The organism is Caulifigura coniformis (assembly GCF_007745175.1).
Lineage (GTDB): Bacteria > Planctomycetota > Planctomycetia > Planctomycetales > Planctomycetaceae > Caulifigura > Caulifigura coniformis.
Window position 1 is genome coordinate 5970111 of sequence record NZ_CP036271.1, and the last position, 20007, is coordinate 5990117.

At 62.4% G+C, this 20007-nt stretch carries 21 protein-coding genes, 1 tRNA gene and 1 riboswitch; of the genes, 5 read left to right on the forward strand and 17 right to left on the reverse strand.

The features are described from left to right. The first annotated feature begins 23 nt into the window (after positions 1-23). The 3 genes from Pan44_RS24060 to Pan44_RS24070 all read left to right on the forward strand — a co-directional run bounded on the left by Pan44_RS24060 (position 24) and on the right by Pan44_RS24070 (position 2175). Entirely contained in the window at positions 24-842 is an 819-nt protein-coding gene (locus Pan44_RS24060; RefSeq protein WP_145034295.1) for an ExeA family protein, read from the forward strand. Positions 843-1018: 176 nt separating this feature from the next. Beyond that, positions 1019-1663 (forward strand): RNA polymerase sigma factor, encoded by a 645-nt coding sequence (locus Pan44_RS24065; protein WP_145034296.1) that lies wholly within the window; start codon positions 1019-1021, stop codon positions 1661-1663. After that, on the forward strand, positions 1660-2175 hold the full coding sequence (locus Pan44_RS24070) for a zf-HC2 domain-containing protein (protein WP_145034297.1): 516 nt from the start codon (positions 1660-1662) through the stop codon (positions 2173-2175). The genes Pan44_RS24065 and Pan44_RS24070 overlap by 4 nt, the downstream gene beginning before the upstream one ends. A gap of 68 nt (positions 2176-2243) precedes the next feature. On the opposite strand, the gene Pan44_RS24075 is transcribed toward Pan44_RS24070, so the two are convergent. The 3 genes from Pan44_RS24075 to Pan44_RS24085 all read right to left on the reverse strand — a co-directional run bounded on the left by Pan44_RS24075 (position 2244) and on the right by Pan44_RS24085 (position 5528). Then, positions 2244-3344: a prenyltransferase/squalene oxidase repeat-containing protein gene (locus Pan44_RS24075; protein WP_231754150.1), complete on the reverse strand. Its 1101-nt coding sequence runs from the start codon at positions 3342-3344 to the stop codon at positions 2244-2246. 571 nt (positions 3345-3915) lie between these two features. After that, positions 3916-4650, reverse strand: coding sequence for a dethiobiotin synthase (gene bioD / locus Pan44_RS24080; protein WP_145034298.1), 735 nt, complete (start codon positions 4648-4650; stop codon positions 3916-3918). Further along, positions 4647-5528: a TrmH family RNA methyltransferase gene (locus Pan44_RS24085; protein ID WP_145034299.1), complete on the reverse strand. Its 882-nt coding sequence runs from the start codon at positions 5526-5528 to the stop codon at positions 4647-4649. The genes bioD and Pan44_RS24085 overlap by 4 nt, the downstream gene beginning before the upstream one ends. Here Pan44_RS24085 and Pan44_RS24090 point away from each other — a divergent pair. After that, positions 5521-5594 (forward strand) — tRNA-His (locus Pan44_RS24090). The genes Pan44_RS24085 and Pan44_RS24090 overlap by 8 nt on opposite strands. Before the next feature lie 8 nt (positions 5595-5602). On the opposite strand, the gene Pan44_RS24095 is transcribed toward Pan44_RS24090, so the two are convergent. Together Pan44_RS24095 and Pan44_RS24100 are read right to left on the reverse strand one after the other, a co-directional pair. Further along, entirely contained in the window at positions 5603-6787 is a 1185-nt protein-coding gene (locus Pan44_RS24095) for a tyrosine-type recombinase/integrase (protein ID WP_145034300.1), read from the reverse strand. 201 nt (positions 6788-6988) lie between these two features. Continuing rightward, positions 6989-7540, reverse strand: coding sequence for a hypothetical protein (locus tag Pan44_RS24100; protein ID WP_145034301.1), 552 nt, complete (start codon positions 7538-7540; stop codon positions 6989-6991). A gap of 208 nt (positions 7541-7748) precedes the next feature. Between Pan44_RS24100 and Pan44_RS24105 the strand changes: the two genes are divergently transcribed. Continuing rightward, a complete protein-coding gene (locus Pan44_RS24105) occupies positions 7749-7937 on the forward strand; it encodes a plasmid mobilization protein (protein WP_231754151.1) in 189 nt (62 codons plus the stop codon). Positions 7938-7958: 21 nt separating this feature from the next. Here the strand turns inward: Pan44_RS24105 and Pan44_RS24110 are convergent, their stop codons facing one another. From Pan44_RS24110 to Pan44_RS24165, 12 genes are all read right to left on the reverse strand, one after another. Beyond that, complete coding sequence (locus Pan44_RS24110) at positions 7959-8216, reverse strand: hypothetical protein (protein ID WP_231754152.1); 258 nt, start codon at positions 8214-8216, stop codon at positions 7959-7961. Positions 8217-8258: 42 nt separating this feature from the next. Continuing rightward, positions 8259-8468, reverse strand: coding sequence for a hypothetical protein (locus Pan44_RS28010; protein WP_145034304.1), 210 nt, complete (start codon positions 8466-8468; stop codon positions 8259-8261). A gap of 506 nt (positions 8469-8974) precedes the next feature. Then, positions 8975-9361, reverse strand: coding sequence for a hypothetical protein (locus Pan44_RS24120; RefSeq protein WP_145034305.1), 387 nt, complete (start codon positions 9359-9361; stop codon positions 8975-8977). Positions 9362-9372: 11 nt separating this feature from the next. After that, a complete protein-coding gene (locus Pan44_RS24125) occupies positions 9373-11373 on the reverse strand; it encodes a phage major capsid protein (protein WP_145034306.1) in 2001 nt (666 codons plus the stop codon). Further along, positions 11373-11633 (reverse strand): hypothetical protein, encoded by a 261-nt coding sequence (locus Pan44_RS24130; protein WP_145034307.1) that lies wholly within the window; start codon positions 11631-11633, stop codon positions 11373-11375. Before Pan44_RS24130 ends, Pan44_RS24125 begins: the two co-directional genes overlap by 1 nt. Positions 11634-11693: 60 nt before the next feature. Next, positions 11694-11882 carry a hypothetical protein gene (locus Pan44_RS24135; RefSeq protein ID WP_145034308.1) on the reverse strand — a complete coding sequence of 63 codons (189 nt, stop codon included), beginning with the start codon at positions 11880-11882 and terminating at the stop codon, positions 11694-11696. A gap of 239 nt (positions 11883-12121) precedes the next feature. Then, positions 12122-13930: an AAA family ATPase gene (locus tag Pan44_RS24140; RefSeq protein WP_145034309.1), complete on the reverse strand. Its 1809-nt coding sequence runs from the start codon at positions 13928-13930 to the stop codon at positions 12122-12124. Continuing rightward, positions 13917-14102, reverse strand: a complete 186-nt coding sequence (locus Pan44_RS24145; RefSeq protein WP_145034310.1) for a hypothetical protein — start codon at positions 14100-14102, stop codon at positions 13917-13919. Before Pan44_RS24145 ends, Pan44_RS24140 begins: the two co-directional genes overlap by 14 nt. A 69-nt stretch (positions 14103-14171) precedes the next feature. After that, on the reverse strand, positions 14172-14393 hold the full coding sequence (locus Pan44_RS24150) for a hypothetical protein (protein ID WP_145034311.1): 222 nt from the start codon (positions 14391-14393) through the stop codon (positions 14172-14174). A gap of 855 nt (positions 14394-15248) precedes the next feature. Beyond that, positions 15249-16313: a ribonucleotide-diphosphate reductase subunit beta gene (locus Pan44_RS24155; RefSeq protein WP_145035172.1), complete on the reverse strand. Its 1065-nt coding sequence runs from the start codon at positions 16311-16313 to the stop codon at positions 15249-15251. 25 nt (positions 16314-16338) lie between these two features. Next, positions 16339-16653 carry a hypothetical protein gene (locus Pan44_RS24160; protein ID WP_145034312.1) on the reverse strand — a complete coding sequence of 105 codons (315 nt, stop codon included), beginning with the start codon at positions 16651-16653 and terminating at the stop codon, positions 16339-16341. Beyond that, positions 16653-19475: a ribonucleoside-diphosphate reductase subunit alpha gene (locus Pan44_RS24165; RefSeq protein ID WP_145034313.1), complete on the reverse strand. Its 2823-nt coding sequence runs from the start codon at positions 19473-19475 to the stop codon at positions 16653-16655. Before Pan44_RS24165 ends, Pan44_RS24160 begins: the two co-directional genes overlap by 1 nt. 236 nt (positions 19476-19711) lie before the next feature. Next, positions 19712-19925, reverse strand: a riboswitch (cobalamin riboswitch). Positions 19926-20007: the final 82 nt, after the last annotated feature.

Here is a 20007-nt window from a genome sequence, read left to right on the forward strand (position 1 = left end):
TCGCTCCTGAGTAAGGATTGGCGATGTACGAAGGCTACTGGAAACTCGAGCGATCCGCGTTTCAGGGAGCGACCGACGTCGCGGACTTCTTCGCCAGCCGCACGCATCACGCCGCGCTGCTGAAACTGAAATACCTGATCGAGAATCGCCAGGGCGCCGGACTGCTGACTGGAGGGCACGGGCTTGGGAAAACATTCCTCACGCACGTCCTGGAATCGGACCTCGGCTCGAGTGTCGGTCCGGTGGCCCGTCTGGTGTTTCCGCAGATGTCTCCCTCGGAAATGCTCGCCTATCTCGCCGCCAAACTGGGGGCGGAGGCTCCGGTCCCGGAATCCGTGCGGACCGACCTTGTCCTGCGCCGTTTTGAGTCTCGGCTGGCGGAACTGGCGCGCTCCGGTCGCCATCCAATCCTGATCGTGGATGAGGCGCACCTTCTCGAACCAGAACACTTTCAGACACTTCACCTGCTGACGAATCTGCCGCTCGAGGCCGGCGCAACATTCACCATGCTTCTCGTCGGCGAACCGGAACTGCTGCCCAAGGTTCAGCGCGTCGGGGCACTCGATGACCGTATCACCGTCCGGACGTCGCTACGGCCGTTGACGGAAGAAGAAACACGTGACTACGTGCTGCGGCGGCTGGAACGCTCCGGCGCGCCCGGAGGCATCTTCTCGCGGGAGGCCTTCACGTCCCTGTGGGAGACCTCGCTCGGCGTTCCGCGTCGGATCAACCAGCTGTGCGACCTCTCCTTGCTCGTCGGATTTGCCGACTGCCTTTCCAACGTTTCGCACATCGAAGTCGAGGCGGCCGCGGAGGAACTGGCGGCCGTTGCCGTGGAATAACCGGGATTCTGCCCGCCTGTTCCAATCAGGCAATGAGCGGTAAGTGTCGCCGTGATTGGAACTTGCGTCCCATCTGCTGGGGAGGTACTCTCAGGGAAGTGCGAAATCTCGAAATCGCGCCCGCGTCGGAACATCTGCCTGCGTAGACCCTTCCGACAACGAGCGGAGAGACAACCATGGCGACCACAACCCGGACCAATCAGCGGGTCTCGTCGGAAGCGGAACTGGAAACGCAATCCAGCGACGCCCGACTGGTGGAAGAAGCTCGCCGGGGTTCCTCAGCCTCCTTTGCAAAGCTCGTACAGCGCTACGAACGGCGGTTGATCCGCGTCATCAGCCGGTTTGTCCGCGATGCCGATCAGGCGGAAGACCTCGCCCAGGAGACATTCCTTCGCGTTTACCAGCGGCTCGACCAGTTCGATCCCGCGCGTCGCTTCGGTCCCTGGTTGTTCCGGATCGGCGTCAATCTCTGCCTCGATCATCATCGCCGGCGGCGACGGAGGATCTGGGGCTGGCTGTTCAGCGACAGCGGCACGGAGAACTGGCCCGACCCCGCAGTCGCGGATCCCCGGGTGAAGCAGGATACGGCCCAGGAGGTCCAGGCCGTCATCGCGCAGATTGCAGAGAAGTATCGAGTGGTGTTGGTCTTGAGAGACATGGAGAACTTCAGCACGTCCGAGATCGCGGCGATTCTCAATCGTCGTGAGGCGACGATCCGCTGGAGACTGGCCGAGGCCCGGATCCGATTTCAGCAGCTCTGGGAAGTGCGGCAGGGGCGCGGGCGTGCTGCTGCCGCGGCATCGGAGGGGGCCGCTCCATGAAATGCCACGAAGCACAGCGAGAACTCGCTCTGCATGCCGGCGAGGACCTTGGCGACGCGCAGCGCGAAGCGGAGATCCAGGCCCATCTGGCGCAGTGTCCCAGCTGTCGACGCCGGCATGTCGGCGTGAAGTCCGCTTTGTCAGCGCTGGCAGTCGCTGACGCCCCGGGGACCTACGAGAGCGTCCACTCTCTCTGGCCCGCGCTGCGGCGGCGCATTGCCCAGGGAGATCATGTCGTTTCCGCAGGCTGGAGCTGGCAGACGGCGGCGCCCGTGATTGCCGGACTCGTTGTCTGTGGCGGGCTGATGCTGAGCACGGCCTCGCTCCTGATGCGGCCGGTCGTCTCGGAACCGACAGTCACAGAGCCTCCGCAACCAGTTCCCCGGAGCTATGAGGTTTATGCGCCCGACAACAGGGGAATGCGGTCGGAACCGGCTTCGATGAAAACAGGGCCAGATGACGCCGCCAGGCGCGGTGCGTTCACCCGTCGCCTCCAATTGCCGATGGAGTGACGGAATCCTGGAGTGGGTAACCGGCGACGATCATGAGGTCGCCCGAGCGCCATCACCTCCGCGCCGGTTCACTTCGTCTCGTCGAGAGTTGTCGTCAGTGCGACCAGGCTGTACGCGGTCACCAGATTCGGATCGCCTTCATACCAGCGGTCGGCCGTGTTCGACCAGCTCCCGTTGGGCTTCTGCAATTCCAGCAGCCGGTGCGACATCTCCACCCGCCAGGGGTGCTTCCCGCCCTTGGCATCGGTGAACTGTTCCTGGCCCAGCGCCTTGAACGTGCGCGTCGCGGTCAGCAGGTAGTAGTAAAGCCCCTGCTGTCCCATGCCCGGGTTTTCGTCCAGCGTGTAGAACTTCGCGATCCAGTCGGATGCCGCCTTCACACGCGGATCGTCCTTCGTCAATCCCGCGTAGATCATGCTCTTCAGTCCTGCGTACGTCATGCTGCCGTAGGAACGAAGACCCCCTTCAGGCGTCGGCGGGCCGGCCATCGATGCGCCCCCCGCGGCCGGCGTGTAGTAGAACCCGCCGTCGTTGATCTTGTCAGCGAACGGAGTGTTGTTCGCTTCGCTCTTCAGGTTCTGGCAGCGCGAGACGAAAATGAGTGCGTTCTTGAACGCCGGGTCGTTCTGCGAGACGCCCGCGTGAGTCAGGGCTTCCAGGAAGAAACTGGTGTTCGACAGGTCAGGCCGCTTGCTCCGACCATAGCCCTGTCCGCCAAACGCCGGATCCGCTTCCGCTGCTCCCTCAACTCCGTCCCACTGGATTCCCTTCAGGAATTCGACGGCCCTGGCGATCTGCTGCGAGTAACGGCCGTCCTGATTCGCCTCGACCAGTGCCAGCAGGATGATGGAAGTCTCGTAGTTCTTGTGCGACGTCGTCGGCGCGTAAAAGCCTCCGTCGGCCTGGGCGAACGATTCGAGGTGCTTCAGCCCCTTCGCGACCACCGGATCGTCCACGGGAACATCGCTCGCCAGCAGCGAGTAGACCACCATGCCCGAAATGCCGGGTTGCGTCGGTGACGTCCAGCTTCCGTCTTCGGCCTGAGTCGTCTTGAGGAAGTTGATCCCCTTCGTCCGGGCTCCAGTCACTTTCGTGACGTCAACCGAGTTCTGACCAAACGCAGGGGCCGCGGCGAGGATCGCCGCGGTCAGCAGGATGACTCGAAACATGTGGAACTCGCTTCAGATCGCGGCGCGGCAGTTGGAAACCCACTTTGGGTATGCCCGGATTCTAACGTCCATGGATTGCGCCGGTCGCCGGTGAAAAATTGTGCGCCTCGGAAGAAAAACCGCCGACAGGCCGCCCGGCGTGATCCTCCTCCGAATGGATCGCCCGGCGAAGCGATCCCTGGGGCCGCCCGGACAGTCAACTTGCCCTCCGCGCTGGCGAAAACGTCCCGGCCCGCTGTCAGAAACTCGCTACGGCATGTTGCGCAACCACCTTCCCAAAGAAAGGTTAAGGCCCAATGTCCCTTCAGGCATGCGAAGATTCTTCCCGATGCGCAACCCCTCCCGTCAGGGTAGAGAGTTCGTTCTTTGGCAACGCAAACAGGCGGTGATCAGCCCCGCGAGAGGGGGCGAAAAAAGCTCTCCAAAACTCGTCACACATGTCACAGGTCCAAAACTCCAATGTTTCAGACGGTTCTTCGCTGTCACAGGTCGTCACAGGTCGTCACAGGTCGTCACAGGTCTCCCCCCGGGGAGCCGGCCTCCGCGACAGCGAATGTCCACGCGCCCTCGTTCAGGAGGGTTGCCACTCCGGCCTGCCGAGTGGCAACAGTTGCATCCAGTCCGGAACGACCTCCGCACCTCGGCAGACGAGTTGCGGCCGTTCCCCGTACGTGAGCGTTCCCCAGGCCTTCAGGCCTGCCCGACGTTCAATCTCGTCGAGATTCGACTGGGCCGCGTCAAACACCGACGACCGAGTCGTGGGCATTGGGGCCAGCTGGTTCAGCACGATTCCCGCCAGGTCGCAGGTCCTGCGGATCTCGGCGATGGAGAGCAGGGCGTGGTTGATGACCCCGAGCCGGTTCCCGGCGACAAGGACGACGGGCGAAGCCAGGCGCTGGGCCAGGTCAGCGTTCGTCCAGTTTCGTGAAATCGGCGACAGCCAGCCCCCGGCCCCTTCGACGATCAGGACATCCACCCGCCCGTCCCACCACTCCGCGCCGGCAGCCAGCGCTGGTTCGTCGACTTCTCGCGATTCGAGTACAGCGGCGACCGGAGGGGCGAGCGGCGCCTCAAATCGCTGGGGAGCGATGCGGTCGAGCGGCCACTCGCCGCCGACGGCTGTCGCCAGGCGATCCGCGTCTTCCCAGGTCGGCCGCCCGTCCCGCACTTCCACTCCAGAGCAGACCGGTTTGTAGGCCCCGACCCGATACCCCGCGGCGCGCAACTGGCCAATCAGCCAGACGCTGAAATGCGTCTTGCCGACGCCGGTGTCCGTCCCGGTAATAAAGCAGCGGACTGTCGTCATTCGACGGCCGCCGGCTGTCGTGAATGCGATGGTCCGGCAACCGCGCGACGCTCCGCAAGCCAGCGCTGCTCAATGAACTCGACGGCCGGAATCGACTTGCGGGTCCATTCGAACAACAGGTCCTCGTACTCGGCGCTGGACAGCTCCCAGTCATTCCGCGTCGCCCGGATTCGGGACGAGAGGCTCTGAATCAGCAGGGCCGCCGCCACGGAAATGTTGAGACTCTCAACAAATCCGTGCATCGGGATGGTCGTCAACTGATCCGCTGCAGCAGCCATCTCCGACGTGATCCCATACTTTTCGTTTCCGAAGACCACCGCGACCGGTCCGTCCAGGTTGATCTCCTCGAACGGCACCGCGCCCGACCCCGGCGGAACGGTCGCGACGATCCGATATCCCTGATTCTTGAGTGTCTCGATGCCGCGGCCGATGGCGTCTGCTCCCGTTGCGCGGCGGATCGTCAGCCATTGCTGCGAGCCGAGAGCGACTTTCGTGGAGGGATCGAAGGATTCCGTCGGTTCGAGGACATGGACATCCTGGAGACCAAACGCGTCGCAGGAGCGGAGGACCGCACTGACGTTATGACTCTGGCGGACGTCCTCGAGGACGACGGCAATCCGGCGGGTTCTTTTCCGGAGGACTTCTGCCAGTCGTGCCCGTCGTTCCGGCGTGACGTACTCGTGATAGTAGTCCCAGAGCGCAAAGTGCTCCGCCGAACCTTGAGAGGGCAATTGATGTCGATTACTCTGTCGAGCCATGGCGTTGGCGGCATCCGGTTTCCGGACACTGCTGATGTTCACAATCCGCCGGAAATCGGCTGGCTGCTTTGCGTAACCGTAGCAGCCAGAGAGGTTTTCGGCGAACGATATGGTGGGCATAGCTCAGTTGGTTAGAGCGCCGGATTGTGGTTCCGGAGGTCGCGGGTTCGAGTCCCGTTGTCCACCCTTATTTCTCAACAGGTTACGTCGACGGCAGATTCTTCGATTCGGGAAGAGTCCACTGAACTGTCCACTTTGGGCGGGGATTTGGGCACTGCGGCGTACAGGACGTCCGCCATGCCCTCTGCATCGTTTCCGACGTAGAACCGCAACGTCGTCTCGATGTTCTCGTGACGCATCAGCTGTTGCAGGACGGCCGGCATTACCCGGGCCGCCCATCGCAGGCCGAATGCCCTCCTGCAATCGTGAGCCGACGCGAACTTCACGCCCTTCTCGGTCTCGTCGACTTTGATGCCGGCCTTTTCGCCGATGTCGCAGATGGTGTGACTGGCGCTGTCCGCCCGCGGCCGTTTCTTCAGCCGGCCGAGCGGATTGAACACGAAGCCCGTCCGTTCACTCTCCGGTACCGCCAGTAGCATTTCCCCGAATTCGGGAGCCAGGGGCAGTAGGCGATCTTTGTGGCCTTTCTCCGAGCCCGCCAGGATGCGGAGCATGGGGCGCTTCCCGGTGAGGTCGACCATCATGCCCGGCGTGTCCCACGACAGCTGCATCGCCTCCCCGAGCCTCAAGCCGCTCCACCACAAGCCACGGAGCAGGAACCTCCATCCCTCGACGTGATCGGGCTTCACTTTCGACGACTTGGGGACGGCGTCGATAAGCCGATCGAACTCCTCTGCCGTGATTGGGCGCCCCTTCATCACTTTGCCACCCTTCACCCTCTGAGGCATGCGGATCTTCGGGATGGCGGTGAGCAGTCCAATCTCCACCGCCCAGGCCAGAGCGGCCGCCAGGTGAGCCAGGTGCCCCTTGATGGTTGCCTCGGCCTTTCCGGCGTCGCGGAGCTTCTGCTGCCACGCTGAGAGCTTGTCGGCGGTCACGTCGACCAGACGGGCCGGGCTGATGAGCGATTCGAGGGAGTTCAGAACCCCGTCGATTTTGATGGCAGTCTTGTCTGCGAGGCCGGACACGACTTCGTCCTCGTACCGTTGCCGGAACTCGGCCCATGTCACCCTCGATTTCGGCTTGTACTTGCCCGACCGCAACTCGGCCTCCCATTCACCGGCCGCCTTGAGCGCCTCTTTCTTCGACTTCGTTCCGGTCGATCGGGCCGTTTCCTTCCCCGTCGTCGGGTCGCGGAACAGCATGTAGAGTGACGCACGCCCCTTGTCGATGACGTAAACCTTGATCGTGTCGTCCATCAGAAACCTTTCGAGAGGACCTTCAGGAACGAATTCCTGAAGGTCAGGGAAATCCCCGGGCCAGGAACCGGCAGGGCGTCGCTAACCGCCCCACCGGCGTCATCAGGGTAAGGCCGATCGGCCCACCCCTGTTTCTCCTCGCGCGCACGTGCGCGAAGGCTTATTCGGCAAATTTGCCGATTTCTCACTTCGCGGCCGGCTTCAGCCCTCAATTAGCGGCGTGACCGGGAAGCACCAGTTGAAGCGTGCTCCGATCCCCTCATCGAGAACCGCTTGGTTGTGCCTCGCCGCTTCCTGCATTGCGGGGACGTTCGCATGAACCTCCGGCCGCACACTCGGGGGAAGATCCGTCGATGATTCCGGCCGCCAGCCGTTCCGCTCGATTCTCAGCACCGCGAAGCCATTGGTGTTCGTGGGCCGCGCCACAACGAACCAATTCCAACCGTCGCGGAGGCGTTCGGCCATTTCGCGAGTATTCAGACTGACCGCCATTTCGCGAGCCTCCCTCAGTGGCATCCTGAACGTCATGCACTGCGGCCTGGATCGCTTGCATGTCGGCAGGAAGTCCCTGACGTGATACCTGACCAAGAGCAGACGAGTTCGCGGGGGCGTCCATTCCGCCGGTTTCTCTGGCGTCCAGACGTGTTCCGGAGGAACGCGGAACGCAAACCCTGCCGGCAGGCGGAATGACGTGTCCTCGCGATCAGCGGAGACGACAGCAGCAACAGGAGCTTCGAGCAGAACAGCAGACATGGACCGCCCTCCTAGAAAAAGGAAAAAGCCCGCGCGGTGGGGTCGCGGTCCCACCGGCAGGCTAGAGCCGATGCGCGTACGCACCGGGGTTTCTGATTGTTGACCAGCCGCGACACTGGTGTTGAGGGACTTTGTCCCACAACGAACCCTCTTGTATCTGCGTGTCCCCCTGTTGTCAATTTGTGGGACAATGCGGAACATTCGCCCCATGCCCAGGGCCGACGACAACAAAGACCACTCAATCAAGGTTCGCTGCACTCCCGAGCAGCGAAAGCTGATCGAGAAGGCCGCGGAAAAGGCTGAACGCACTCTTTCAGACTGGATCCGGCGAACGATCGTCAAACAGGCTGAAGCCCAGCTCGCCGATGACGAACAGGGCAAGGGCAAGAAACGCTGATGCCTCACGTCGTCGGGGGCGTCAACTTTGTGGCTGGAGCTTCGCGATCTGATCGTCCGCCCACCCGAGCCCCTGTTCGACTTCCCGCCGCGTGAACTCAGGCGGCATCAACGTCTGCCTCCAGACTCCGCCCAGCTTCGCGAGGGTTCCATCCTGTTGCCGTTTTCGCAGCGTCCACGTGAATCCGATGTCATCACGATCAACGCACGCCACGAAGTCCCCAAGCTGAAGCGCCTTGAAGTTGCAGCCTTCCGGGAGGTCAGAAATCTCAATCCACATATGAAGCCCTTTCATTGAAGAGAGACAAGAAACAGCCGTCATCTATAACCGCCCGCGTGCCCTCTGACCCACTCCGGGCGTGAATTCAAATCGGATTTGAGTTCGGGCACGGTCGGCAAGGTTCTTGTCGATACCGGCGTCTGCGAGCGTGATTTGCTTTTCGATGGGTTTCCCCGCAACCCGTCGAATTTCTTCTTTGGTCGGGCGATCGCCACCAGCCTTCAGCAGTCCCGCATCCTTCTGCGCCTTCATCAGTTCCCCGATGCGGCGTTCGTGCCAGCGGCTTTTGCTCGCTGCTCGCGGACTTTCCCTGACTCTCTATCGCTGGTGGAATTCGTTCCCTCAGCGTTCTTGGCCTTGGCGGACTCGCTGACGCGGTCCCACCGCGGAACCGCGTTTCGCCTCAGCCTTCATCCGCGTGACCTCTGACCCGCTCCAGACGTCACGAAACGGCGTATACGCGAGTCTCAGGGCACGACCGTGGCCGCCGTTCCCTCCCTCACTCCTGTTTGAAACCGCGCCGGCGGGCGTTCGAATACCGGCGCGGCTGCCTGCGACAACAAGCCGCATTACGAAAAAACCCGCCGCAGCGTCCAGGTATGGCACAACCAATCCGCTGCGGCGGGCCCAGTGTTGCGGCCCCGGTGGACCGCAACTCCCCCTGACCCCGTTAGATCGAGGGGGAAAGAAACAAATGCCGGCTAATCGCCTAACGTGTGATACGTCGTGGCGATTGATTGCTCCGGGAGGACCCCCGGTCACGACGGCAGTCCGTTCGCGTTGATCGTCTTCACTTGCACGGACCCGAACAGCGGCTGCGTCGTACTCGCCACGAGGGCCAACGGCTCGTCGCTTCCACCCGAGAACCAGCTGTTCTGATTCAGGGGCTTCACGACACCACCCGCAGGGCCAGCGACGTTGAACGTCAGGGACGCGCCAGGACCGCCGAAGTGCGGCGTCTCGCCGGTCTTGAAGTACAGGGCGTTGTTCGTCCCCGCGCCGTACAGCTCGAAGGCATACGCCCGGAGCAACTTCCCTTCCCCGGGCGATTCCCGGAGGAGATTGTCGCCGACGACAGGGGTTCCGCTGAACTCGATGTTCAGCGCCCCATTGTCGCCGGGCGTCGTGACTACCGTCAGTGCCATGTCATCGCTCCTTACGCCGCGTTCGCCTTGAAGGCCGCCTTCGGATCGGACAGCGAGCAGCCGTAGTCGAACACGACCCGCATCTGCGTCCCCAGCTGGTCGAACGGGGCGTTCTCCATCTCGATCGTCGGAGTCTGATTCCCCTGCAGGAACCCGACCGTGACGGCCCGGGCGTTGGGCGGTCCGAAGAGATACCAGTCCGCCGTGGAGTTGCCGGTGAACTTCGTGTTCGACAAACGCGGTTCAACCACGAGCGTCGGCACGACGTTGTAGACCGGGTTCCCCGACGGCTGCAACTCGTCGTCCGTGGTACTGCCCACCAGCAGCGCCGAATTCAGCAGGCCGCGGGCCCGGAATTCCTCGAGGGGAGGAACGGCCAGCGCCGTCGGCTGGATGTTCAGGTTGTGCCCCTGACTGTCCATCTGCGCCCGCATCATGCCGATGGCGGTTTGCAGGGACGCGACTCCCAGGATGGAACTGGACGACAGCAAGTTGGCGTTGGCGACGGAGAAGAAGTTGCTCGCCTCGCCGGCCATGATGGTTTCCCAGATCAGGTCCAGCAGCGATCGGCCGGCCGACGTTCCCAGCATCGGCGAGAGCTGGTCGATGAACCCGAGGTCGTCGTTGACGACATCTTCGCGGGTCACCTTCAGCATCTTCGCGAAGGTGTTCACCCTCCATGCGTACGTCGCCTCTTCCTTGATGACGCCGTGCGTGATGGAGCCGCCCGGAGCCAGTTGCTCCAGGTTGCCGATTGCCGCCGGGCGGATTCCCAGCTGCTGCCGGAAATCTTCGGCGGACGCGACGTAGCAGAACGACCGCCAATCGCTGGTCGTCTCCTCGTAGGCCGACACCAGCGACCGGCCGACGGTATCGGCGAGGATGTTGGGCAGCGAGGTCGTCGAGAACGAAGCCCGCAACATCTGGTCGCGGCTGCCGTGTGCATCCGGGTCGTGCCCGGCCGCCCGAAGCGACTCTTTCGCCAGGTCGACCAGATTGGTCACACGCTGCCGGCGGGCAGCTTCGACGACCCGTTCGCCGTAGGCTTTGAGCGCCACCTTCTCGCCGCCGGAGCACCGCAGCAGCAGGGACGCGGACAGGACGTTTCGATCAGCTTCCATTGGCGTCCCGTATCGACGGGAGTTGTCCGGAGCCGCGTTTCGAGCGCCGGCACGAAGAACATGCAGTTCCGTCGTTTCCGCACTCCAGCCCCGCTCGATGGCGGTCGCCAGAATGTTCGGATGGCGGGCCGCAATCCGCTGGCACGCCGCAATCCGCCGGGACTCCGCAGCAGCACTGGCACGGACGCCGAAGGCCGCGCCGGCTGCGACGGTCTCAGGCACTTCGGCAACTTCGCCGGTCGACGTGCTGTTCGCGAGCGCGTCGTATCGCTCCTGCAACAGCATGATGATCTCGGGCGTCAGCGACGCCACTTCCGTGCCGAAGTTCTCACGGACCCAGGTTTCAAAATCAGGCATGACACTTCCCCTCAGGACTTTTGCAGCCCGACGGGCCGCGAGATTGACTTTCGTTGTCGAGTCGGCCCCTGCCGGCAAAACGGAAGTCTCGTAAAGCAATCCTCGGCGGACGTGCGTGAAGGGACCGCGGTGGTCGCGGCCGTTGATCTTCACGACCTGCCCCGCCGGCACGTCGAAGCAATCACTGCAGTGCACGCCCACGCTGGCCTGCCATTGCTGGCCGGCATCAGCAGCGGCGAGCACGTTCTGGACCTGAGTCGAAACGCCAGTCACGAGCCCCGCGAGAGCGAGACACTTCCCGTCGTTCTGAATCTTGTCCACGGAGCCAAGTGTCGTCTCCGTCGTCGCCTGATGGTCGAGCAGGATCGGGAAACTACCAGGGGCCTCTAGTCCCGCCAGGTCGAGCACAACAGGCAACTCAAAACCCTCAACCAGCATCTTCCCGCCGTTGTAGGCGAGGATGTTGAACCGGCGCGGTTTCCCGTTCCGGTGTCCGGCCGCACGAAGGTCAAGTTTTGCTTTGAGCCTGAGCATCAGTTCTGCGTTGCCGCCTCAAACTTGGCCGCGGCGTCCGCAAGTTCCTTCTTCAGCGAGGAGCACCGATTGGCGATGGTCTCGGCGTCCTTCACCCGGAAGTGCCCCACGCAGTCCACCACCATCCCGAAGCGAATGCCGGCGTCCTGCATGACCACGCAGATCTGCGCGGGCAGCAGCCCCAGCATCGAACACAGAAACCCCATGCTCACGAACTGCTGGTCGTCGGCGGGTGCGAACTGCTGAAAGTCTGGGTTCATTTCAAATCTCCTGAGCCGATGTTACGGAGGGAGCGCCAGCCCCCTTCCAGATTTTGGAAGTCACTCGATGATCACGGCGAATTTCCCGCGACAGCCTCGGCACGTCTTCCACAGATACCGGGAGCCGTCGCCCTGATTGATGCTGCGGTCGGTCGTGTGGTCCGGGCTCTTACAGAGCGGACACTTCACCCGTTTGATGATGACAGTCGGGCGAACCGGCTTGAGTTCATCGGGAAGCGGTGGGAACACAGAACGCCCCTGACCCCATGAGGATTGTACGGGAAAAGGTGAAAACAAAACTGACTCTCACGCTGGGCAACGTGTGATACGACGTGGCGAGAGGGCGGTCAGAAGGACCCCGGTTCGGACGTGGGCGGTTTTCGCAATCGTCCACGTGGAGAGCCGCGACGACGTTGTGGACGTGGGCGGGCGGTCCCTTTAGACCGCCCACACACAACGTCCCGACACGTGGGCGGGTACGTGGGCGGTCACTCATCGCCCACGTCCTGTCTGATTGAGTATTCAAGGGTCTCGTTCCCCTTCTTGGTGATGGTTTGAGTGGTCAGTTGGTTGTCGGCGCGAAGCATGTTGACGAGCCGTTCACACCTCTCCCGTGACAGGCCAGTGCGTTCGCGCAACACGCGGATGGTGGCCGGGCCTTGCCGTAGGGCATCGACGACCTGCCGCTTGCCCTCAATGTCGCGCTGGCTCGTCCGCTGTTCGCCGACGGTCAGCCTGCCCTTCAACTTGGTCACGTCGACCCCGCCGTCTGGCAGCCAGAGCGGAAACGCCCACCTGATCGCGAGAGGGGCCAGCGGCTTGAACGATCGAACCGCAGCCTCGAGGACGACCGTGTTCTCTTCCTCGTGCGGCCGGAGAACGGCGTGCGTGTCAGCCGCCCGGGATTGAGCGCCAGCACCAGCGCCCGTATCCGTGACAGATTTTTCGCCTTGCTGGCCTCGGCTTGTGTGATGAATCCCGCACCAAGAACACGCGGCCGTCCCGATCAGCTGGTCAAGCTTGTTGTACAACGCCGCCATTTGGGCGTTGTCGTTTTCGCTGACGCCTTCCGGGTAAAACCTATACCAGCTGTCGCCGATGACGAGCTGGTACTCGCCGCGCTCGATGCCATCGAACACCCGGTCAAGTTCCAGGAGCGACAGAAGCTGGCCACGAAGGGGCAGGACGTGCAGGCTGGATTCGTAGTCAGTCTGTCGCAGTCCCATCGCCTCCGCGACGACAGGAAGCCTGTGCGCGATGGTCTCTGGATGCAGCTCGTTGTCGAGGATCAGCACCTTTCCCGGCGTGCAGGCGAACGTGTCGAGCCATTCGCGGCCCGTGACGATCGAGAGGGCCAGGTTGTAGGCCAGCCAGGACTTGCCCACCTTCGGCGGCGCGATGAGGTTCATCGTCTCGCCCTGCCTCAGCAGACCGTCCACGATGATCGGACGCATTTCCGGGTACTGCTTGGCCAGGTCGCCAAACGTGAGCGGTTTCAGAATCCGGGATTCTTCCGCCGGCCCGCTGGATGACCATTTGGGGGCCTCCCCGGCCAGCTGTTCGAGTTGCTTCTTTGAACCGCCGGCCGCGAGCCAGTCCGAGACGTCGCCCTTCGCCGGCAGGCCAGGCAATCGCAGCACCTTGATCGACCGGGCGTACCCGACCAGCGACCGTGCGACCTCCTCCGCATGTTTTTCACCGGGATTGTCGTTGTCCGGGAGGATCACCACGTGCCGCCACACGAGGTGTTCCGCGAATTCCTTCCGCCATTTGCCGGCCCCGCCGGAGTTGCACGTCGCCGTCAGCCCCATTGCGGCCAGGCGGTCGGCGTCCTTCTCGCCTTCGACGACGTAGACCACTCGGTCGTGGTCGGCGGACTGAATCAGCGCCGGCAGGCGGTAGGGAACCGGGTCGACGCCAGACAGCTTATGAATCCAACCACCGTTCCCGTCCGGCCGGCGCTGGCGGAAATCCTTCGGCTCATATCGAACCGCCTGATACAGCAGCTTGCCGAAGGCGTCGCAGTAGTCGTAGGTCGCGACGATCTGACGACCGTTGCCGCCATGGTGGCCGTTGCTCCGCGGTTGTGAGAACAGGTCCGACAGTTCCATGCCGGCCGCGAGCGCCACGCCTGCCGAGGTGCAGCCGGCGTGACAGCGGATCAGCGTTCTGCCGTCCGGGCCCGCCGTGATCGACAGGGAGTTGCGGTTGTCATCGTGCGCGGGGCAACGTGCCGTCCATTGACCGTCGCCACCTTTCACTCCTTCGAGCCTCGCGAGGATTTCAGCGGTCGTCATCCGCTTCGTCCTCCAGTTTGCGGATCTCGTAGAGCATCGCGCTGTGAATATCGAGAAGCCGCTGGTATGCCGCGGTTCCGATCTGCGTTGCCGCGCGAACTTCCTGAATCAGCACACACGCCCGCAGTAGTTTCACAACTCGCGGCTGTACCTTCGGCCTGACCGTGGCCATAATTGGGCTTCCTTGAGCTTTGCCCGGCCGGCCTCGTGAACCGCGTCCGGGCTTTTTTCGTGGACTTGATCAGGCCGAAGCGTCGCGATGGTGCTCGTCAGCGCCGGTCCGCTGGACGTGATCGATCCAGTCGCGTCCCAAGAGCCAGCCCTTGCCGGCGGAATACTTGACCTTCAGCCCGTCGCGGCGAGCCTGCCGCATCGCATGGCGGCCGACCTTGAAGGTCTGTTCGAACGTCGCCAGCGGGTACATGACATCCGGCAAGACGGCCGGAATCGGGATAGCAGACATCGCTCACTCCATCTGTTGTATTCCCGGCGTTCAATCAGCCGGTCGATGAAGTAAACACGAAGAAACCCGCCGTGTGGGGCGGGTCTTGGTGGGGCAGAATCGGTTGTCCAGAAGTGTCCAGTTCAGGTTTTCCGTGGTCCTTTTCCGGGCAGGCTTTGTCCACTTCCTGTCCACTTCACGAAGCGAACTTGGGTGTCGTCGTATGTGGCGGGCAGGGCATCAATGCGAAACTGCCACTGCCTCGAAGTGACCTTCCTGAACCTCGGGTCATCCTTGAACCTTCTGGCAATCGTCCTGTGATGCTCGACATCGAAGACAATCGCCCACTGGCTAGGCAGGCGACACCGCGACCATTGGGGCGCAGCGGGGGGAACGGCCTCAGATGGCATCGGTGATGTCAGCGGCGCGAGTGCCGCAAACGTATCGAGCGTCGATTGCGGGGCAATGCCACTGATCCAGAACCCCGGCGACACGTATGCGGGCAGCCCGTCTCTTGACTTCTCCATCGCTCATTCCCCTGTAGAGCCAGGCGGCCAGCCGGCGCTCGCAGGGGAATGATTCCGCGAACGTCGGCAGGCCTGCGGGTAGCTACTCCCGCGAACCCGGCAAGTGTCCACTCAACTGTCCACTGAAACGCATCCGCGTGATGAATCTCAGGGCCAGCCGCATTCTACAGCGACAGCGGTTTTCAATAGTCCGGCATAAGCCAGATTTTGACCTGAAGTACCGCGTGGATTGTGGTTCCGGAGGTCGCGGGTTCGAGTCCCGTTGTCCACCCTTGAAAGAACCGCTGCCTGAGACAGGCAGCGGTTCTTTTCGTTGATCACAGCCGGAGGCACGGCAGGCGGCCTCCGATCAATCCCAGTTGAGTGACGACGCACTCTGGTATTCGGTGACCCGGGTCTCGAAGAAGTTCTTTTCTTTCGAAAGGTCCAGCGTCTCGCTCATCCAGGGGAACGGGTTCGACGACCCGTACTGGGTTGGCAGGCCGATGCGTTCCAGCCGCCGATCGGCGATAAACTGGACGTAATCGCGGAACAGGGCGGCATTCAGCCCGAGAATGCCCCGCGGCAGGCAATCGGCGGCGTAGGCGATCTCCAGTTCCACGGCCTCCCGCACGCGATTGATCATTTCCTGCTGGAACTCGGGCGTCCACAGCTCAGGGTTCTCGGCGCGGATGCCGTTGATGAGGTCGATGCCGAAGTTCAGGTGAATCGTCTCGTCGCGGAGGATGTACTGGAACTGCTCGCCGATGCCGGTCATCAGATTCCGGCGATGGAACGAGAGCACCATCACGAAGCCGGAATAGAAGAAGATGCCTTCCATGATGAGGAAGTAGCCGATCAGGTTCTTGAGGAACGCCTGGGCGCCTTCAAAGCTGTCAGTTGAGAAGCCGGGTTCCAGGATCTCCTTCGTGAGTTCCATCTCCAACCGGTCCTTGTCCGCGATGGCGGGGACCTCGTGGTACATGTTGAAAACCTCGCGCTCATCGAGCCCGAGGCTCTCAACGACGTAGAGGAACGTGTGCGTGTGCACGGCCTCTTCGAACGCCTGGCGGAGCAGGTATTGCCGGCATTCGGCATTGGTGACGTGCCGGAAGATCGCCAGCACCAGGTTGTTGCCGACGAGGCTCTCAGCCGTCGCGAAGAAGCCGAGGTTCCGCAGAATCACGCGGCGCTCGTCTTCCGTCAGCTTGTTCGACTTCCAGGTCTCGATGTCCTTGTTCATCGGGACTTCCGTCGGCATCCAGTGGTTCGCGCAGCCGTTGAGATAGTGCTCCCAGGCCCACTTGTACTTGAGCGGCATCAGTTGGTTGACGTCGACCTGGTGGCAGTTGATGAGCCGCTTTTCGCGGGCGTCGAAGCGGCCATTCGTCGGGGGGGAGGACAAGGCTTCACCTTCAAAGTTGAGAGTCGGCATCGAGCTCATGAATTCGTTCCTGAAATCAGGGTTGGATATCGATGGAATCGGGATGTGAGTGGACTGCCCGCGAACGTTGATTGAGACGGTTCATGCGGTGGACCCAGCGAATCAGTTCTCTCGGGTCGGCCAGATAGTCGGCATGATGAAGAGGCTCATCCTGCCGGGTGAGGTACGTTGCGACGTAGGGGCCACCGGGATCCGGCAGGTCGAAGCCGTCGACGTTGGTGACCAGGAGCCACGACCCATCCGGAAACTCGCGCCGCCATCCGCGCGAGATTCCCGGGATGTGATCCTGCTTCCAGCCGCCGTCATCGAACACGCCTCGCGGCGGAATCATTACTGACAGGCTTCACAGGTCGGATCGTCGATCGGGCAGAGTGCCGGCGGGGCCTCGGCCGGGCCATCATCGCGACGGATCTCGATGTCGCTGGAGGCGCTCTTGTTCTTCATCCACTTCGGCTGGACGCCAAAGCGGTTGACGTCGAGCGTCGACTTTTCGACCTGTGTGGCCGCGAGAGTGCGGAGGTAGTAGGTCGTCTTGAGACCCGACCGCCACGCGAGGAGATACATGTCGTTCATCTTCCGGCCGCTCGGCTCGCAGAGGTACAGGTTCAGCGATTGCCCCTGATCGATCCATTTCTGCCGCCGGGCCGCGCACTCGATGAGCCATTTCGGCTCAATCTCAAAAGCCGTCAGGTACTGCTGGCGGATCTCGAGAGGGATGCGGCCGATGTTCTGGACGGAGCCGTCGTAGTACTTGAGCTCGTCCAGCATCTGCGCATCCCACAGGCCGCGGGACTTCAGCAGATCGACGAGGACTTCGTTGACCTGCGTGAACTCGCCGGAGAGGTTGCTCTTGGCGTAGAGGTGCTTGTACTCCGGCTCGATCGACTGCGCGACGCCGATGATCGTCGAGATCGTGGCGGTCGGGGCAATCGCCAGCACATTGCTGTTTCGCATTCCGTGCTTTGCAACGGCGTCGCGTACGACCTGCCAGTCGAGTGTCGTCGAACGGTCCACAGCGATTGCTTCGCCGCGTTCCGATTCGAGCAGCTCAAGCGTGTCGATCGGGAGGAGGCCGCGGTCCCACTTCGAACCGCGGTACGTCGGATAGGTGCCGCGGTCGCGGGCCAGTTCGGACGACGCGAGGAATGCGAAGTAGGAAATCGCTTCCATGCTGCGGTCAGCAAACTCGACGGCCGCATCGCTGGCGTAGCTGATTCCAAGCGTGTGCAGGGCGTCCTGGAAGCCCATCAGTCCCAGACCGATCGGACGATGGCGCTGGTTCGATCGCTCGGCCTCCGGCGTGGGGTAGTAGTTGATGTCGATCACGTTATCGAGCATCCGGAGGGCGACAGTGACCGTGGACTTCAGCAGGTCCAGATCGAGCTGACCGTCGCGGATGTGGACCGCGAGGTTGATCGAGCCGAGATTGCAGACGGCCGTTTCATCCTCGGACGTGTTGAGCAGAATCTCCGTGCAGAGATTACTGCTGTGCACGACGCCTGCGTGATCCTGCGGCGAGCGGATGTTGGAGGGATCCTTGAATGTGATCCACGGATGTCCCGTCTCGAACAGCCGGGTCAGCATCTTCCGCCACAGATCGCTGGCCGGAATCCGGCGGAACATCCGCAGCTCGCCTTCATCCGCCAGGGTTTCGTACTGCAGGTAGCGGTCTTCGAAAGCCTTGCCGTACAGGTCGTGGAGATCCGGCACCTCATCCGGGCTGAAGAGCGTCCACTGGCCGTTCTCCTGCACGCGCTTGAGGAACAGGTCCGGAATCCAGTTGGCGGTGTGCATGTCGTGCGTCCGCCTGCGGTCGTCGCCGGTGTTCTTCCGGAGGTCGAGGAACTCTTCGATGTCGAGATGCCACGTTTCCAGATAGGTGCAGACTGCGCCTTTTCGCTTGCCCCCCTGATTGACAGCGACAGCCGCGTCGTTGACGACCTTCAGGAACGGGATGACGCCCTGGCTGCTGCCGTTCGTGCCGTTGATGTGGGCGTTCGTCGCACGAATGCTCGTCCAGTCGTTTCCGAGTCCGCCGGCCCACTTCGAGAGCTTGGCGTTATCGGAAACGGCCTTGAAGATGTTCTCCAAATCGTCTTTCACCGTGCTCAGATAGCAGGAGCTGAGCTGCGGATGCGGCGTTCCCGAGTTAAACAGCGTCGGCGTGGCCGAGGTGAATCGGAACGTCGAGAGGACTTCGTAGAACTCGATTGTCCGGGCTTCGCGATCTCCGGGCTCCTGGATCGCCAGCCCCATGGCGACGCGCATCCAGAAGTATTGAGGCGTCTCGATCCGCCGGCCGCCGATGTGCAGCAGGTAGCGGTCGTAGATGGCTTGCAGCCCGAGATAGCGGAACTGGGTGTCGCGTTCGGGACGCATGGCCTGGGCGAGCCGGGTCAGATCGAACGTGCGAAGCTCGGGCGACAGACGACCGGCGCGGATGCCGTCGATGATCGAGTGTTCAAACCGGTCCTGGTGCAGGCGACTCAGCGATTTCTCGTCAGGCGTCTGGCCGAGGACTTCCTGGTAGACGACATTCCGCATCAATCGCGAAGAGACGGTGTCGTAGGCAGGATCGCGTTCAATGCGGGAGCGGGCCGCGAGAATCTGGGTCTTGTAGATCTCGGCGACACCGATGCCGTCGAAGACCGAGCGCAGGACTTCATCGAAGAGTTCATCGACGTCGACGCAGTCTTCCAGGCCCCTGGACGCGATGGCGAGGCGGCGGCGCACTCGCTCGGCATCGAAGGGGACGCGTGATCCATCGGACAGGACGACCGAGATCGTTGGTTCCGCTGCCGCGACGGCCTCGCCGCGGATCGCCCGCATCTTTGCGTGTTCGGAGCGATAAATGATGTAGCGACGTGCGACGCGGTAATGGCCGCGGGCCATCAGCTCCATTTCGACGAGGTCCTGAACTTTCTCGACGTCGACGCCTTCCGGCCGGCTGGCCCAGGTTCCAACGTCGCTACAGGCCGCCTCGGCGATGGCGGTGATGTCCGACTGCACTTCGCCGTCCAGGGGCTGGCCTTCGGCCAGATTCAGCTCAGCGCGAAACGCATTGGCCACCGCACCCTGAATTCTCTGGGAATCAAACGGAACCGTTCGGCCATCGCGTTTCCGGACCAGCCACTCGTGTCGCGCACGCACCATGACAGCAATCTCCTTCCCGCACCCCGAGGCGCAGACTGATCTGATTGCCGGACGAGCAGAAGGAAATGGCGTTCGAAGAGCCAGCGTGCGCGAGTGGAATGACGAAGCCCATTCCGCGAGCGAAGCACAGCGCGCAGCCGCATGCCCAAGGCATGTCCCCGAAGACCCTTTCCCACGAAGGTCCGGCATCCGAACATCAGGCCCCGACAGCATCCAGCCGCCGGTACACTCCAGAACCTGATCTCCGATTGCTGGCAGGTCTTCGGACTCGCGGACAACGATTCAGCCTCGACTGAATCGACCTAATGACCATCGCTTCCCAGCCGGTCGGCCAGTGCATTAATGGTGTTCGTTTCCACTCACCGCTGCGGGGCAGTTCCGGTTTCCCACCGGGATTCCCTCTTTCCCAGCCACAACAGGTTGTGGCTGACCAGCAATGAATCGAAAGATATCGTGGATGCTCGAATCGTCAACTCAGCGTTGAGCGACTTCGTCGCGTTCGTCCCGCTGCTGGTCTGGGGCGTGCGTCAGC